This is a genomic window from Halobaculum marinum (genome assembly GCF_029338555.1).
GTDB lineage: Archaea > Halobacteriota > Halobacteria > Halobacteriales > Haloferacaceae > Halobaculum > Halobaculum marinum.
This window is the reverse complement of sequence record NZ_CP119991.1, coordinates 129,772-145,581: the sequence shown is the minus strand read 5'-3', so window position 1 is coordinate 145,581 and position 15,810 is coordinate 129,772. Positions and strand designations below refer to the sequence as shown.

Here is a 15,810-nt window from a genome sequence, read left to right as displayed (position 1 = left end):
GTTTTTGTCCTTCTAGAGGGGCAGGACGCGGAGCAGATACAGCTGCCAGGCCACTAGGATCGCGAGGAGAGTTGCTCCCGTGTAGTGAACTCTGAGTGGCGTATTCCAGTAGCCGTCACGCCAGACGAATCCCGCCGCGACGACGGCACCGGCTGTGCCGAGGAGTGCGACGTACCGGAGTATCATCCCGGTCTGGAGGGCGAGTGACGGTGAGGCGACCTCCGCGTTGAAGTTGATCCAGGCAAGCAGGAAGATGACCAGCACCACCAGCCACAGGAGACTCACGACACCGAGGAGCCCCCGAGCGAGTCGCTCGCTGTCGCTCGGTCCAGCGCGGTCACGCAGCCGCCGCCACAGCGGCGCACCGAGCCACAGCAGGAGTACCGAGACGAACGCCAGCACTCCCACGGCGAGCACGCCCTGCAGGACGGCCAGCGATTCATACCACGGGACGCGCTCGTAGGTCGCCGGCCCGAACGCCCCACGGAACAGATGCGTCCCTCTGCCGTCCTCGTTGAACTGGAAGACGGGCCGTTCGTCACCGCCACTCTCTTGATAGACGCCAGGTTGGACCTCGACCCACCGACGCGTCCCCTCACCGAGTCGAGTAGTCGTGAGATAGCCGTCGTCGGTTGCCCCAACCGTGTAGGTTCGAGTCATCACGCCGAGGATCCGCTGCCAGGAGGACTCCGAGACCGTCAGCGATTGGTAGTCACCGGTCAGTGATCGGGCTCTGTCGGCGGCTCCTTCCGGGGGGTCCACGACCGGTTCGTCCGAATTCGGGTAGTACCGGTCGGTAAACTCGTCGAGGAGCTCGAAGCGACCGGGGCCATCACCTGGTGCATTGTACACGACGAACAGGCCGACGTCACGGTCGGGAAAGAGCGCGAGTAGACTCTTGAATCGGGGCATGTCACCCCAGTGCCCGACAATCCGCTCGCCGTTTTGATCCATCTCGATGAACCCATAGCCCATCCCGTTGAGTTCGGGGTCGATTTGCGATTTCGTGAACTGACGACCGTGCATCTCTTCGACAGACTCGGCCTCGAGGATGCGTGCAGAGTCGTACGACCCCTCGTTCAGATGGGCTAGCATAAACCGGCTCATGTCCGCGCCTGTGGTCTGGAAGGAACCACCCTCGGGTGGCAGCGTCCAGACCAGCGGCTGGTGAGCCTGGTAGTCTCCGTCCTGGTACGTGTACCCGATGGCGCGCCGCGATTCGAGGTTGGCGGGGAGCGGCTGGGCGTACGTGGTGTCGTCCATCTCGAGAGGGGTTAATATTCGCTCGTCGACGTACTCGACGAACGTCGTGTCGGACTGCTCGGCGAGGACGTGCCCGGCGAGTGCCGTCCCGTAATTGGAGTAGGCGACGAACTCGTCCGGCGGTCGGACACGGGCCGGCCGGTGCTCGACGAGAATCTCCTCGATCGGACGGATCTCCACGGGGTCGTCGACGATCATCCCGTCGAGCGAGTCCTCGAAGCCCGCCGAGTGGGTGCCGAGGTATGCGAGCGTGATCGGCTCGGAATACGTGTCAGGGACGGAGACGGCAGAGTCGGTCAGGTAGTCGTTCACGTCGCTGTCGCGTTCCAGCCGCCCGTCTTCGATACCCTGCATCACCGCCGTCCACGTCACGAGCTTGCCGGTCGAGCCGATGCTGAAGACGGTCTCGTTGGCGTCGACCTGCCGACCGGACTCGAGGTCGGCGTAGCCGTACCCCTTGGAGAGAAGCACCTCTTCGTCTTTGACGACGACGACAGAGGCACCCGGGACGCGGTGCCGCTCGAGTTGGTCGGCCATCGTCTCGTCGAGCCAGCGTTCGAGCTCGGCCCGGTCGGACACATCGCTCGACTGGACCTCCGCGGCCCTGTCGATCGAGTGAACAGGCTGTGTAGCGCCTGTCGCGATGGCCGGTGTGCTCACGAGTACGGCGACGAGCACCAGCACGACCACGGTGTGGATCGACGGGTGCTTCATCGTCGGAATCTCGCGGCAGCGGTATCTGGTCGGGAGCGCTGTCCCGGTGACGATCGGGCAGAGTGGTCCGAGCTCGGGGACTCGGACGGGCACGATTCTCCTCCGGTCGGCGTTTCAGCGGGAGGAGTCACGCAGAGTGTCGACCAGGAATTTCCGTCCCCTCGCCTTTTGCGAGCAGGTAGCCGCCGAAGGCGACCAGCCAGAGCATCACGGGGTAGACGATCATTCGTTCGGTGCCGCCGTGGCCGATCGGCCCGAACGCCGCCGCGTTGCCGGCGTCGCCGAGCGCCATCAGCACGACGAAGACGAGACCCACGCTGCCCGCGATTACTGCGAGGGCCCACATCGCCCCATCGAGTATAGTGGCCGTCCCGAGCGCCTGGACGTTGAAGAACAGGAACGCCAGTAGCGCGAACAACCCGTGGAGGCCGCCAGTGTCGAGCGGAAAGAGGCCGGCGCCGACGGCGCCGAGGCCAGCGAGCGTGTAGACGGTCAAGAGCCAGCGCTTCCCGTGGGTGCGGTAGAACAGGTATCCGCCTGCGAGGTTCAACAGGCCGACGAGCACCAGCGACGCGTTGAATATGACCGCCGTCTCGGGGAGTATGCCGAGGTCACTGATGGCCGCGCCGCCGAAGTCGTAGCCGGGGACCATCGCAGCTGCGAGCATGATGACCGTCATGAACCCGGCCGCGAGGACGAGGAAGGACAGGCCAGCAAGTTGCAGACTCGCGAGCGTCACGCCCCGGATCGAGAGGGTCGTTCGCTCGCCGGTTTCGAACTGTGTCATAGAAGGTTCACCAGTTCAAGATACAGATACTGAGCTGATACTTCTGACTCTGGTTCTCGAATACCGGAATCCATCTCTCCGGTGTCTGTATCGCCCATTTCGGCGTTTGAGGCGAGTTGACGACCCCGGCACTCTCGTTCAGGCGGTCGGTTCCGAGACCTGCGTGATGACCAGTCCGAGGCCAACGACGCCGCCGCCGGCGGCGACGATGAACGGCACCGCGAACCCGAACGCGACGAGGAACCCCGACATGAGCGTGCCGACGGCGACCCCGAGGCCAAAGCCCATGGTCAACAACGAAAGCGTCGACCCCGAGGCGCCCTCCTTCGCGAGGTCGCCCGCGAGCGCGAGTGACGGCGCGAACACCGCCGCAATCGCGACCCCCTGGATGAATCGCGCGGCGATCATCAGGTACGAGTCGGTGATGAATCCCTGCGCGAGCGTCGCCGGGACGAGCAGGACGAATCCCCCGAGGAGGAACGGACGGCGACCGTACCGGTCGCTGAGGCGGCCAAGGGGGAGTTGGAAGAACACGTTCGCGAGGACCGTCGCTCCGAACTGCACCGAGTAGAGGAAGCTGCCCTGGTCGAGACGGGCGTTGATCACGTTCGCGAGCGGCGCGTAGATCGCGATCGACAGCGCCATCACGATCGTCGCGAGTCCCAGCGCGAACACCGGGTCGAGCGCGCCGTCCTCGCCGCGGACCCGGATCGAGATGTCCTTGCCCGCCGACTCCGCGGCACGCTCGGGGTCGCTGATGAGCACCGTGATCAGCCCGAAACTGACCGCCGCACCGACGACGGCTACGAGGAACGCGGCGTCGAAGCCGGTGACGTCGACGCCCGCGAGGACGTACGGCCCGCCCGCGATGACAACGCCAGCGATCACCGGGCCGATCCCAAAGCCGACCAATCGGAACGTGTTGAACAGCCCGAAGTTGCCACCGCGTTCGCCCTGTTCGGACAGTTCGTTCACGAGCGCGACCGTGATCGGGATGGAGAACGCCGCCCCGATGCCCTGGAGCCCGCGCATCGCAAGCACGAGGTAGTAGTCGGTGAAGACGAGGTAGCCCGCGCTGCCCGTCGCGACGAGTGCGAGCCCGACGAGGAGGAACACTTTCCGCTTGCCCGTCCGGTCGGACACCGACCCCGTGATCGGCTGGCTCAGGCTGTTGAGGAACCCGAACAGCGACAAGACGATCGCGATCAGGAGTTCCACCGTGACGTCGATGCCGAGTCCGAACACCGAGACCGTCGACCCGGTGACCGACGGCATCGTCACCGCCTGACTGCCGATGTACAGCGGGAGGACGACCACGAGGAACGAGTTCGCGAGGGCGCTGACCATCCGCGCGATGGCCAGCGAGAGGATCCTGGCGTCGAGTTGGGACCGGATCGCCATTCGTCGGTTTACACGTGGGGTTCCCGTATCAACTCCGGGGAGGCGGAATTTCTGGATCCTGGGCTGTTCGGGCGGTCCCTTCTCTACTCGTCGTCGATCTCGGGCTCGCTCACCCCGGCCTCAGTCTTCTCGGCAGTCGAGACCTCGTCCCACGAGGACGCTCCGAAGAACGACTGCAACGCCATGAGCATCCCCACGTACGTCCCGAACGCGACGACGACGAGCGGTATCACGAGCGCCAGCACGAGCCCACCGAGCGGGTTGGCTCCGAACATCTGGAGGGGCGTCATGAGAGAGCGTCCACACCGAGCGCGAATAATATTGCCGAAAACACGCACGATTGAGTCACGGTTGCGGCTCCCGGACCGGCGACAGCAGCGTCGCGATTCAGTACAACCGCTGAACCACCCTCGAACCGGGGCGCCCCGTTGAACGGGATCGTTAGCGGTCCACCTCGACGTGTTGCTCGAACGCGTGGGCACTGGCGAGCGTGGTCGCATCGTCGAATCGCTCCCCCACCATCATCAGTCCAACCGGCAGGCCATCAGATCGTCCTGCAGGGACGCTGATCGCGGGGTGGCCGGTGTTGTCGAACGGCGCCGTATTCGGGAGCATGTTCAACGCCCGGTCGATGGCTTCGACCCGCGAGATGTCGCGGTCTACTTCGTGCGCGGTCTGCGGCGTCGTCGGCATCGCGAGCACGTCGACATCTTCGAGTGCCTCGTCGTACGCAGCCGTGAGTTTCCGCGCGAGGTTCTGCCCTTTCGCGTGGTAGTGGCCACGGTACTCGTCAGCGAGGTACTGGCCGGCGATCAGCGTGAGCTTCATCGTCGTCAGGTAGTCGTCTGCCTGCGCCCGCCGAGCACGGCCGAACGCGTCGGCAAACTGCGTGTCGTAGAAGCCCTTCCCGTAGTGGCCGACACACTCTGCGTTCACTGTCGCGGTGATCTCTTCGAGGCCGATCGCATTCCAGATCGGCAGGCCATCGAGGTGCATCGGGACCGACACCTCGGTCACCTCTGCGCCAGCCGCTTCGAACTCGTCGAGCGCGTCCTGCACCGTCTCGTCGACGCCGGATTCGCTCTGGTCGTGGCCGAACCCCTCCTGGAGGACACCGACGGTGATCTCTGCAGGGTCGACACCCAACGCCTCACCGTACTGTTGGGTCGGCACCGCACCCTGTCGAGGGTCGAGGCCATCCGCACCAGCAATAACGTCCAGCATGAGTGCGCAGTCTTCGACCGTCGAGCACATCGGCCCGACGTGGTCGAACGAGCGGCCCAAGCCGGCGACGCCGGTGTAGGGAACGAGACTGTGGGTGGGCTTGTGGCCGACGATCCCGCTCCACGCTGCCGGGATTCGAATCGACCCACCCTGGTCACCACCGATCGCGACGTCGACGTCGCCCGTGGCGACCGCCGCAGCACTCCCGCTTGAGGACCCCCCGGCGATGTAGTCGTCGTCGCGGGGATTAAGCACTGGCCCCGTGGCTGATAGTTCGCCACTCCCCGACAGCGCCATATCCTCCATGTTGAGCTTCCCGGTGATCGTCGCACCCGCGTCGAGCAGTCGCGTGACGATCGTCGCGTCCGTCGCGGGGACGTAGCCCTCGAACAGTTTGGAGCCGAGGGTCATCTCGACGCCCGCGAGCGAGACGGAGTCCTTCAGGCCGACCTCGTACCCCGACAGCGGGCCGTCGTCAGCACCGGGGACCTCACACTTGCGGACGAACGCGTTGAGCGGGTCCTCCTCGGCATCGGGTCGGTATCCGGGGTCACGCGTGTGGTACTGGACGGTCGGTGTCGGATCCGGGAGTTCGTCAATCCGCTCGTACCCGCCAAGCATCCCCTCGATGATCGCCGCGAAGTCGGCCACTTCGTCGTCTGAGAGGCTCATGTGGTGTTGCTCGGCGAGTTCGCGGATCTCGCCGGGAGTTGGCGGCTGGATGTTCGGTGGTGATTCTGGCATGACAATAGGATACTTGTCATGCGTTCACAAATAGCTAGGCTGAATCACTAATCACACCCACTCAGCGTTCATGCCGGCGAGCAACACGGTTGACTACGCGTTCACCAAGGTTCCATCGTTCTGGGTACTCTGTAAAACCTCAGCAACGATGCCACCGGAGAGAATCCGGGTTCCGTTCGATTCGATGGTAGCTGTCAGTGCCGGCCAGTGCGACAGTTCGAGTGGACTGGTTCTGTTGAACTCCACAGTCGCTGGTAGTTTGCTAAGTCCGTGCTGAATACAGAGCATCCAGCTACCAGGTCAAGAGAGCAGGGTTGCGGAAACGCCCCCAACAACAAGTAGAATACTCAGACCAGTGAGCAGAGGGTCGTTTCCGAAGAGTTCCCGCAGAAAGAGACCACCTAAGGTCATCTGAACGCCAACGAGCATTCCTTTCGCGTTGGAGGGCTCCATTGTACAACTCAAAATCCATAGACAGTACAACATTCTACTGGTGTACAGACAGAAGGCCCCAGCGGGATCAGTGCCACGGAGTACGGGAGCCGACTACTGATCGATTCGCAGCACCTCGTTTTTCGGCCAATCCATCCCTCACAGATGAAAAAGAGCGGTGAGGTGCTACAGACATCCTCTAAGTCTTGCACGAATTTTTCTGACAGCGTTCGGTGATATTTCTGTGGCCGTGCTGAACTCAGGGCGCAAGTCGGCCAAACTGCCCTTTGTTTCTGCGGTAGTTATTTTCCAATCCTAGAGTGATTGTACAGTATGAATTCGTCTCGCGTTCTTCAGGGATTCGGCGGTCTCAGTCTCTTTCTCGGTTGTCTCTCGGTCTGGTACGCATTCCAGCGTCAGATGTGTTCTGGTGGTGGAGAATGCGCACCGAATATCGTGTATCTCATTCCCGGGGTTCTTGCCGTTCTTCTTGGGGTCAGTTTAGCTGTGTTTGCCTATCGACGCAGTCCGGCGAAGAATGCAATCCAAGCCTGATAGACACACCCTCTGTATGTGTCACGCACTTTCTGCCAAGGTCTGGAGGTTTCAACAGAGCCGTGTAGACTTGCTCACAGCGTAGTCACGGCCTCACTTCCTCCCCTCCGTGGTCAGATCGTCGTTGAGCGACGTTCTACGCGCCCATCGGTCACCGCGACGGTGTCTTTCTCTTCCAGCCGCCTCACAATCTCCTGTACGTCTGCTGCAGACCAGTCGAGCTCCTGTTGCAGGTCAGCCACCGATTTCGGTTCGTCAAGCGCGTGCAGCACTTCGAGCTCCTCGTAGACGCGCTCAGTGATCTCCGCCACGGGGTCGTGCAACGGTGTCGTCACGTTGTGTTGTTCGGTGAGATCGGTCAACGCTTCGTTCACGTACGTCACGAACAGCTCTTGCTCCAAGAGTTCGACCTGCGTGTCGAGTTCCGCTTCGACGACGTCGAACTCGAGGCCAGTCTGCATCAACGAGAACATATCCTCGATATCGTCCACCCGACCGGCAACCGCTTTGAACAGGAAGATGTCTTCTGGACTCACGAGCTCGACCACGAGATTTCCCGGGTCGAGATAGCGTTCGCTCCGCTCACGAATGCCTGGAGACAGAATCAGCTTGCCAATCACCTGCTGGTTGAAGATGTCGATGCGACACCCGTCATCGTTCTCAAGGATGCGCTGGGCACCAAGTTCTTCGTACTCTTCGTCCGGTTCCCGGACGATATCGTATCCTAACTCAAGAAGCACCGCTTGTAGCTGACTCAGATCGTCGCCGGAGGAGACGATGAGGTCGATGTCTTTAGTCGTCTCTTTGAGTCCGCGAAACGCCATTGACCCACCGCCAATCAAGAAGACAGTGAGTGAATTGTCCAGCTGCTGGCCGATGCGCTCGAGTTCTGAGCGAATGTATGAACTATCAAACCTCGCCCTCATGGCGCCACCTCGTACTCCTCAGCGAGTTCCAGGAAGTCCTCCCACTCGGGAAGTCGGGACGTCCGCTGGGCACCGCTGGTGTCGAGATACGTGCAGAGGTCGTCGACGACGTCGTCGACGCCGTACTTGGTGGCTTGGGCTCGGAGTTCGTCGCGGTCGATGTCGACGTGACTGAGCAAGAGCAGGCAGTACGACTGCGTCCGTGCGCCCGAGTCGATTACGAGCATATGGCAGCACAATATCTCCGGGGAGAGTTCACTCATCGTCTCCGAGTAGAGGTAGTACCGACGGTCACGCGCCAACAGCGGGAGATCGTATCGCTGGAATTGGTCTGGTCCTGTCGGAATGAAGTGTTCGTCGGTGATCTCAGTTGTCGTCTGGACAAGGAACTCGTCGAGGGACTCCCACAGAATGGTGTACGTGTCGGTCTGTTCTTCGACAGGCTGGCGGTGGACCTGATGAGCGAGCTCACGAGCGAATGTACTCAGCTGTTCGAAGCCGTCATTTAGTGCGTACGAACCGTCGTCGGTTTGGTAGACGATCCCGCGATGTTGAAGCGGGGCAAGCGCACGGTGGACGGTGCTTCTGTGGACGTCGGCGCGGCGTGCAAGTTCGGTCACGGTCCGTGGGGTGTCAAGGTAATAGCAGACACGGAGGGCAGCCCCTGACAACAGCTCCGGCCAGTCGATGTGTGAATACTGCTGGGTGAGGTCCGTGAGTAACTCGAGTGCCTTTGCGTCCGACAGTCGAACCTGCTTTGTTTTCCCCTGTCGGCGTGCCTCGACGAGGCCAGCTGTTTCGAGCCGTTCGACGAGTTCGGAAGTGTAGCTGAGACTCCGATCGAGATTCGTTGCGAATTCAGAGACCGTCTGCTCACCGTGGAGGACAGCCAGGGCGCGAACCTCGCCTTCTGTGAGCATACTGTTGCATACTAGCGAACCAATATATAAATGACTTCGGTATTTTGCAACACTCGGCTGATCCAGTCGAGACGGGAACGTACAGAGTGAAAGCCCTCGGCCGCTCGGCATCCCGCGACCCACGCTGCGCTCCTCGTGCCTGTGGTGCTTGCGGGGTCAGGGGACGACCGAGTCAGCCATGCTCTTTCTGAGCCCGCCAGGCTATCGGCTGTGTCACTGAGCGTCGAGCCCGGTTGAACCGGTTCTTCGTTACGGCCCGTCCCGCTCGCCGCTGCCGCCCGCCGCGTCGCTCGCGACCGACCATTCGTAGCGAGTTTGATGTATTGACCTCCTCCCGCGCCTAAAGACGCGGGAATCCCACCACGGGATTTCAGGCCGAGCGCGGCCCTGCGGTTTCAAGACGCATACGTTCCAAGCGTCTTCTGCTGGGTGTCAGCATCGGCTTGGCTGTCTTGTGGCGCGGTCAAACGCGCCCCATCCTCAGCCGAGTCATCGTCGTTCTCGTATTCTCTGGAACGACTCTCTCCGCTGAGGTAGCGATCTGCGATGTTCACCGCTCCGTTCACGTCCGCTTGGTACTCCCCCAGCCAACACGTATCGTTCGTACACTTGAACGTCGCCTGCTTCGGACGATACCCCACTTCACCGCACGCGTGGCACTCCTTCGACGTGTTACGCGGATTCACAGTCTCTACTGGGATGCCCTTCTCGACGGCCTTGTAGCGTATCTGAGCGTGGAGCTTGGCGAACCCCCATCCGTGGAGACGGCGGTTCATGTACTCGCCGTAGTCCATCGACTCACGGATATACGTCAGGTCTTCCAGAACCAAAACGGGGTTCTCAACGGACTCGGCGTACTCTACGACTTCGCGGGTGACGCGGTGGAACACGTCGTCGATCTGGTTCCACAGGTCGTCACCGAAGGAGTCAGCGATACGCTCGCTTCCACGCTTCTGTAGCCGCCTCGTAGCGGTGAAGTAGGTTTTCCGGAGCCGACGGACGGTCTTCCCTTCGTCGGCCCACAGTTCGGGTGCGGTCGGAGAACCGCACTCGTCTCGGTGACACACCGTGACGAGCGACGCTTCCCCAATATCGACACCGATGGGCGTCCGATTTTCGGCGGACACCCCGGAACCAACGTCCACATCGCGGGTGGCAGTGACGTGGAGGAACCACGTCCCGTCCCGCTCGAATAGCCGACTCTCACCCATTTCCGCGTCGCCAGCGTTCAACGCCTCCAACCAGTCCCGCTGGTCTGGGTTTGGCTGTGCAGGCATCCAGAGACAGTAGTCATCGTGGTGCGGGATTTTGACATACCACTCGATAGCGTTCTCTGGTTTGTGATCGAGTCGTAGCCCCTCGTTCGTGAATCTCACAGGGTGGTCGTCGTGAAGTTCGCCCGCATTGTAGGTTGTCGTGAGCTGCGGGACGTAGTTCTTGAGCGCGTTCTTCGCGTACCCGCTCAAGTCGTAGTTGACCACCACGTCGTTCGCTTCGGTCTGTGTGGTGCATCGGGCGTCGAAGGCGGCGTGAAGCGCCTGCTGGAACGCCTCTCGCGTCTCTTGGAGTTTCCTCCGCTTGTGAGCGTTTGGCTTCACCAGTTTCAGCTCCAGCGTCTTCGTGAGTTCGGTCACGACTCGTCCTCCTCGTGTCGCTGGATGTAGTTCGTGATCGTCTCGCTGGAGACGTGTCCAGCTGTTCCTGCGTAGTAGCCTCTCGCCCACTTGATCTTCTCGCCGTCGTGGTCGGCGTGGCGGTGGTTGTACTTCCGCGAACTGATGCCCTTGAACCAGTTGGCGAGAAGGGATGGCGCGTGCTTCGGCGGACTACTGACGAACAGGTGAACGTGGTCGGGTTGTACGGTCAGGTCGAGAATTTCGAGTCCCTTTTTGTCGGCTATTTCGTGGATGATGGTTCGCACACGGTCTGCGACCTCATTGACGAGTACCGAGTTGCGGTACTTCGGCAACCACACTATGTGGTAGTTGAGGTTGTAGGTCGCGTGCCGTGTGGTCTTCATCCGTACTACACACTATGCTTCTGTTGTGAATTAAAACTACTGTAGCGGGTTGGAAATCCGGCTGTGATGTCGCCGGTACGCGTGTACGCTATTGTCCGCTTGACCCCCGCCTGAAGACGGGGGTATGCGCTCGTAACTCTATCACCGAGTTGGTGACCGTTTTTCACACCCGTGCTGAATACAGCGCGCAAGTCGGTCAAACGTCTCTTTGTCTTTCCCGAGAAGGTTTGGTATCCCAGCGTCAATCATGAGACGTGAATAAAGATCGCCTCCTGCAAGGTCTCGCCCTCCTCGCTATTGTCGGCGGTATAGTGCTAAGTTGGTGGGCGATTCAAAACCCAACCTGCTCAGGTTTTGGTGGGGGATGTGCGCCAGACGTCTCTTACATCGTACCCGGAGCAGTCGCCATGTCTCTCGGGGCGTTCGTATTTCTCTACACCTATCGGAACCAGTTACCAGTCATGGCTTAGTACAATGTGGGTAGGCTGAGTTACAGGATTGGCCACTGTATTCGCTGAATCTACACGCTTGATTCGTTGCCAGTCGACGGTCTGAGCCTGACCGACGTACCCTCTGCATGTGTCACGCACGTTCTGTCACGGTCTGAGGGTTTCGACAGAGCCAGTGGATTCGAACGACCGTGCGACCGCCACGTCGAACAGAGACCGCGGCTCGTGTTCGCTGTCAGCCGCGGATCGGCGGTCGCTTCAGGGGGACCGACTGTTCGGTCGCCTCGCCGCCCCGCACCACGACAGTGTCGACGGCAACGGGCATCGAGTCGGTCGGGAGACTCCAGGCGCCGGTGACCTCGCCGGACCCGCCCGCGGGGATGGTCCCCGTCGACGACACGCTCTGGAGGCTCGTCTCGTCCCGGAGCGTGACGCCCGTGAGTCGGAGTTCGAGCGACGAGTCGGTCGTGTTCTCGACGGCCACCCGCAGGATGTACGTCCGCGAGCCGGGGTCGCCTCTGATCTCGGAGACTTCGACCGTCTCTGCCGCCGGCACTGCCGACAGGAGGTCGTCGCCGACGCCGACGGCACCCTCCGCTTCGGTCACTGTCGGCGACCTGGTCTCGGTGTCGGCGCTGGTCGGTTCCCCGTCGTCGCCGCCGGGGAGCAACTGTGCGTTGAGCAGGCCGCCGAACGTGAGGAGTTCGACGACGACGGGGACCGCGAACGCGAGGACAGCGATCCAGCGGATCAGGCGGCGACGGCTCGGGCTGTCGGCGTCGCTCTCATCAGCGACCGTCGAGGGGCTATCCGTGTCTGTCGTGTCTTCGTTCATGACTCGGGAAGTTCCGCAGCGAAATCGGGGGACTCGACGACGAGCGCGTTACGCCGGCACGGGGGGACTCCCCGGGAGGAAGACCCCGTCGGCGACCATGTCGTACAGCGGCAGGCCGTACGCGAGCGCGATCAACACGAGTGCAATGGCGACCCAGAGCTTCATGTTGTCGAGCACGCGCGGCGAGTCGTCAGCGCCCGACATCGGCTCGGGGATGAAGCCGTTCACCCGGAGTTGGCTGTTCGGCTTCCCGAGCGTCCACGTGGCGAGCATCACCGCGAGGAACATTAGGGCGCCGACGAACAGCAGGGTTCCGCCGATGGCGATCTGGATGCGAATCTCGGCGACGCTCCCCACGACCGCCGCGAAGCTGAACTGGTCGTACTGAGGCTCGGCCGTGCGGCGCGGAATGCCCGCGAGGCCACCCCGGTGCATCGCATTCGACATCAGCACCATCCCGACGAACCACACGTACGGCTGCAGCGAGGCCATCCCCCGCCACTGGAGGCGCTTGCCGGTCACCTGCGGGACGAGCCAGTAGGAGACGGCCATCAGCGTGAGCGCGAACGCCGTCCCGACGGTGAGGTGGAAGTGCCCCGGCACCCACAGCGTGTTGTGGATGAGGTAGTTGATGTTCATCCCCGCGTTGATCATCCCCGAGAAGCCACCCGCCGCGAACATGATGCCCGAGAGGGCGATGCCCGCGAACGCCGGCTTCTCCCACGGGAGCGCCTTGAGCCAGCCGAAGTAGCCGGTGCCGCCGCGCTGGCGGGCACCGTGCTCCATGCTGGCGACGACGGTGAACAGCGTCAACAGCGACGGCAACAGCAGGAACATCGTGTTCGTCATCGCGACGAACTTGTAGCCCGAGGCGATCCCGGGGTCGGTGTACTGGTGGTGGAAGCCGACCGGCGTCGAGAGGATGAGGAACAGCACGAACACCACCCGCGCGAGCGGGTCGCTGAACAGCCGACCGCCCGAGAGCTTCGGCAACACGGTGTACCAGATGAGGTACGCCGGCAGCAGCCAGAAGTACACGACCGGGTGGCCGAAGTACCAGAACAGCGTCCGCGTCAGCAGCGGGTCGACCTGCTGGATGAGCCCCAGCGACCACGGGATGAGGAAGACGACGACCTCGATGGCCACCCCGATAGTCGAGATGTACCACATCAGCATCGTCGTCAGCACCATGAACGTCTGCAGCGGGATGCGCGAGTCCGGGTTTGCCGAGCGCCACTCCCGGAACTGGAGGAAGTAGCTCGCGCCGGCCAGCCAGGATCCGACGATGAGCAGCGCTGCCCCGACGTAGAACAGCGGGTGCGCTTTGAGCGGCGCGTAGAAGGTGAACAGCACGTCTGCGCTCGCCGGGATGGCGTCGAACAGGCCGGCGAGGATGGTCCCAGCGGCCAGTAGCGTGCCGAGTACCATCGTGGCGAGCCACGCGGTCGTCAGCGTGGAACTCGGCGGTTCGATGCCGAGACTCCGCGTGTTCGCCCATTGGAACAGGCCGGCGATCCCGAAGGTCGTGAACACCAGCGCGAGGAGGACACCGTGCCCCGTCAGGATCGTGTAGTAGTCCGACGACGGGATGATCCGAAGCACGTTCGTCCGGTGGAGCGCCTGAATGAGCCCGAACAGCGCGCCGACGCCGAACGCGAGGAACGAGATGCCCAGACAGATGCGGACGATCTGGGCCGCGTCTGGGTACCGGTCGACGAACGCCCGTCGGCGCCGCGTCCCGTCGTCTGTCTCGACGTACTCCTCCTCGCTACGCGTCGCCGTGTCGTCTGGATGTCCAGTTGCCATCAGTTCTCACCCTCCGCGGTCGCGTCGAACTGCGACTGCGGCACCACGTGGAGTTGCCCCGCCATCGTGTGGTGGCCGCTGCCGCAGTACTCGTGACAGACGATGCCGTACTCCCCGGTCTCCTCGAAGGTGACGTCGAACGTGGCGACCTGCCCCGGGATCACCATCGAGTTGACGTTCGTGCCCGCGAGGTTGAACCCGTGCGTCACGTCGGCGGCGGTGACGTGGAAGGTCACCTCCTCGCCTGCAGGCACCTCGATGGGCTGCGCGGTGCCGGGGTCGAACAGGTACTGCCGGGCGACGATGTACACGTCGACGCCCTCGCCGTCGCTCGACTCGTAGACGCCGGGCGCGCGGAAGTTGTCCGCTTGGTCGTAGTTGCCGTTGGCGACGACGTCGCTGTCGATCGTGCCGCCGTCGTCACCTACCATGGCCACGCCGGGACCGACCGCGCCGTAGACGATGGTCCCGATGAACGCGACGATCAGCAGGAGCGATGCGCCGAACCAGAGTTTCTCGAATCGGTGAACGTGCATAGATTTACCCAGTGATGGTCGGGCCGCCGATGAACTCGATGAAGTACATGAACGCCCACAGCGCGGAGATCAGCAGGAAGTACCCCACGACGAGCGCAGCGGTTCCGACGGGGTCGTACCCCTCGTCGAGTTCGACCGCCGCCTCCTCCTCAACCCCCTCGACCGGCGTCTCGCGGACGTACTGCTCTTCGGCGGCCATGTGGTCTCGGTACTCGGTGTACGCCTCGCTCCCGAGGACGCTCGCGACGGCCAGGAACACCGTGCCCCCGAAGACGACCGCGAGCCAACCAGTGAAGTCGTCGGGAACGAGGAGCGAGAGCCCACCGCCGGACTCAGATGCCTCCTCGCCGCCGTCGCCGCTGGCGCCGCCGCCGGCCCCACTACCGCTGATGTCGCCGACGACGACGGCGCCCTTCATCCCGAGCGCCTCGTGTGGCTGGCAGTAGTACTCGTACACGCCCTCGCTCTCGAAGGTGTGGCTGAACGTGTGGCCGGCTTCGGCGACCAACTCGGACTCGAATGAGCCGTCGTTCGCGACGACGTTGTGCGAGCCACCTTGGCCGTTCCACTCCCACGTGACCGTCGTCCCCGGGTCGACGCGGACGGACGCTGGACCGAATCCGTACGGCCCGTCGCCGTTCTCGACGCCGACTTCGACGCTCACCTCGGACTCCCCACGCTGGTCGACCGTCGACGAGTAGTTGGCGACGCCGTCGAACCAGCCGCCGAAGTCCGGCTCGGACACCGACGATCCGCCACCGCCGCCGCCACCGCCGCTGCCGCCGACGACGACCGCGCCCTTCATCCCGAGCGCCCGGTGTGGTAGACAGTAGTACTTGGAGATGCCCTCACTCTCGAAGGTGTGGCTGAACGTATGCCCGGCCTCGGCGACCAACTCGGACTCGTAGGAGCCGTCTTCCGCGACGACGTTGTGCGAGCCGCCCTGCCCGTTCCACTCCCACGTGACCGTGGTTCCCGGGTCGACGCGGATGGCCGCCGGCCCGAAGCCATACGGGCCGTCGCCGTTCTGGACGCCGACTTCCACGGTCACCTCGGACTGTCCCGTCTGGTCAACGACGCCATCGTAGTTGGCAACGTCGTCGAACCAGCCGTCGAAATCGGGTCCAGACTGGGCCGCAGCGGGCGCGGTGCTCCCGAGGAGCGCCCCACCCGCGACCGCCGCGCTGGTGGTCAACAC

The 15,810-nt window shown here is 62.9% G+C and carries 13 protein-coding genes; all 13 read right to left on the bottom strand.

All coding sequences use genetic code 11. From position 1 onward, the window contains the following. Window positions 1-12: 12 nt before the first annotated feature. The 13 genes from P0R32_RS17215 to P0R32_RS17155 all read right to left on the bottom strand — a co-directional run bounded on the left by P0R32_RS17215 (window position 13) and on the right by P0R32_RS17155 (window position 15,807). A complete protein-coding gene (locus tag P0R32_RS17215) occupies window positions 13-1,947 on the bottom strand; it encodes a serine hydrolase domain-containing protein (protein WP_276239873.1) in 1,935 nt (644 codons plus the stop codon). 157 nt (window positions 1,948-2,104) lie between these two features. Continuing rightward, window positions 2,105-2,764, bottom strand: a complete 660-nt coding sequence (locus P0R32_RS17210; protein WP_390218515.1) for a DUF998 domain-containing protein — start codon at window positions 2,762-2,764, stop codon at window positions 2,105-2,107. A gap of 138 nt (window positions 2,765-2,902) precedes the next feature. After that, on the bottom strand, window positions 2,903-4,159 hold the full coding sequence (locus tag P0R32_RS17205; RefSeq protein ID WP_276239887.1) for an MFS transporter: 1,257 nt from the start codon (window positions 4,157-4,159) through the stop codon (window positions 2,903-2,905). A gap of 89 nt (window positions 4,160-4,248) precedes the next feature. After that, window positions 4,249-4,455, bottom strand: coding sequence for a hypothetical protein (locus tag P0R32_RS17200; RefSeq protein WP_276239872.1), 207 nt, complete (start codon window positions 4,453-4,455; stop codon window positions 4,249-4,251). A 151-nt stretch (window positions 4,456-4,606) separates the two neighbouring features. Then, the gene (locus P0R32_RS17195) at window positions 4,607-6,133 is read right to left on the bottom strand and encodes an amidase (RefSeq protein WP_276239871.1); all 1,527 of its coding nucleotides are present in this window, start codon (window positions 6,131-6,133) and stop codon (window positions 4,607-4,609) included. 1,100 nt (window positions 6,134-7,233) lie between these two features. Then, window positions 7,234-8,046, bottom strand: a complete 813-nt coding sequence (locus P0R32_RS17190) for a DUF6036 family nucleotidyltransferase (RefSeq protein ID WP_276239870.1) — start codon at window positions 8,044-8,046, stop codon at window positions 7,234-7,236. Next, on the bottom strand, window positions 8,043-8,966 hold the full coding sequence (locus P0R32_RS17185) for a helix-turn-helix domain-containing protein (protein ID WP_276239869.1): 924 nt from the start codon (window positions 8,964-8,966) through the stop codon (window positions 8,043-8,045). The genes P0R32_RS17190 and P0R32_RS17185 overlap by 4 nt, the downstream gene beginning before the upstream one ends. 395 nt (window positions 8,967-9,361) lie before the next feature. Then, window positions 9,362-10,600, bottom strand: a complete 1,239-nt coding sequence (locus tag P0R32_RS17180; RefSeq protein WP_276239868.1) for an RNA-guided endonuclease InsQ/TnpB family protein — start codon at window positions 10,598-10,600, stop codon at window positions 9,362-9,364. Continuing rightward, on the bottom strand, window positions 10,597-10,986 hold the full coding sequence (tnpA, locus tag P0R32_RS17175) for an IS200/IS605 family transposase (protein WP_276239867.1): 390 nt from the start codon (window positions 10,984-10,986) through the stop codon (window positions 10,597-10,599). The genes P0R32_RS17180 and tnpA overlap by 4 nt, the downstream gene beginning before the upstream one ends. 684 nt (window positions 10,987-11,670) lie before the next feature. Beyond that, window positions 11,671-12,270: a hypothetical protein gene (locus P0R32_RS17170; RefSeq protein ID WP_276239866.1), complete on the bottom strand. Its 600-nt coding sequence runs from the start codon at window positions 12,268-12,270 to the stop codon at window positions 11,671-11,673. A 48-nt stretch (window positions 12,271-12,318) separates the two neighbouring features. Further along, a complete protein-coding gene (locus P0R32_RS17165; RefSeq protein ID WP_276239865.1) occupies window positions 12,319-14,076 on the bottom strand; it encodes a b(o/a)3-type cytochrome-c oxidase subunit 1 in 1,758 nt (585 codons plus the stop codon). Then, window positions 14,076-14,612 carry a cytochrome c oxidase subunit II gene (locus P0R32_RS17160; RefSeq protein ID WP_276239864.1) on the bottom strand — a complete coding sequence of 179 codons (537 nt, stop codon included), beginning with the start codon at window positions 14,610-14,612 and terminating at the stop codon, window positions 14,076-14,078. Before P0R32_RS17160 ends, P0R32_RS17165 begins: the two co-directional genes overlap by 1 nt. A 4-nt stretch (window positions 14,613-14,616) precedes the next feature. After that, window positions 14,617-15,807 (bottom strand): halocyanin domain-containing protein, encoded by a 1,191-nt coding sequence (locus P0R32_RS17155; protein WP_432765143.1) that lies wholly within the window; start codon window positions 15,805-15,807, stop codon window positions 14,617-14,619. Between the last annotated feature and the right edge of the window lie 3 nt (window positions 15,808-15,810).

Bases quoted from the DNA above. Each gene is read 5' to 3' on its own strand.
- P0R32_RS17210 (WP_390218515.1), bottom strand. From the start codon at position 2,764: ATGACACAGTTCGAAACCGGCGAGCGAACGACCCTCTCGATCCGGGGC.
- P0R32_RS17200 (WP_276239872.1), bottom strand. From the start codon at position 4,455: ATGACGCCCCTCCAGATGTTCGGAGCCAACCCGCTCGGTGGGCTCGTG.
- P0R32_RS17195 (WP_276239871.1), bottom strand. From the start codon at position 6,133: ATGCCAGAATCACCACCGAACATCCAGCCGCCAACTCCCGGCGAGATC.
- P0R32_RS17190 (WP_276239870.1), bottom strand. From the start codon at position 8,046: ATGAGGGCGAGGTTTGATAGTTCATACATTCGCTCAGAACTCGAGCGC.
- P0R32_RS17185 (WP_276239869.1), bottom strand. From the start codon at position 8,966: ATGCTCACAGAAGGCGAGGTTCGCGCCCTGGCTGTCCTCCACGGTGAG.
- tnpA (WP_276239867.1), bottom strand. From the start codon at position 10,986: ATGAAGACCACACGGCACGCGACCTACAACCTCAACTACCACATAGTG.
- P0R32_RS17170 (WP_276239866.1), bottom strand. From the start codon at position 12,270: ATGAACGAAGACACGACAGACACGGATAGCCCCTCGACGGTCGCTGAT.
- P0R32_RS17165 (WP_276239865.1), bottom strand. From the start codon at position 14,076: ATGGCAACTGGACATCCAGACGACACGGCGACGCGTAGCGAGGAGGAG.
- P0R32_RS17160 (WP_276239864.1), bottom strand. From the start codon at position 14,612: ATGCACGTTCACCGATTCGAGAAACTCTGGTTCGGCGCATCGCTCCTG.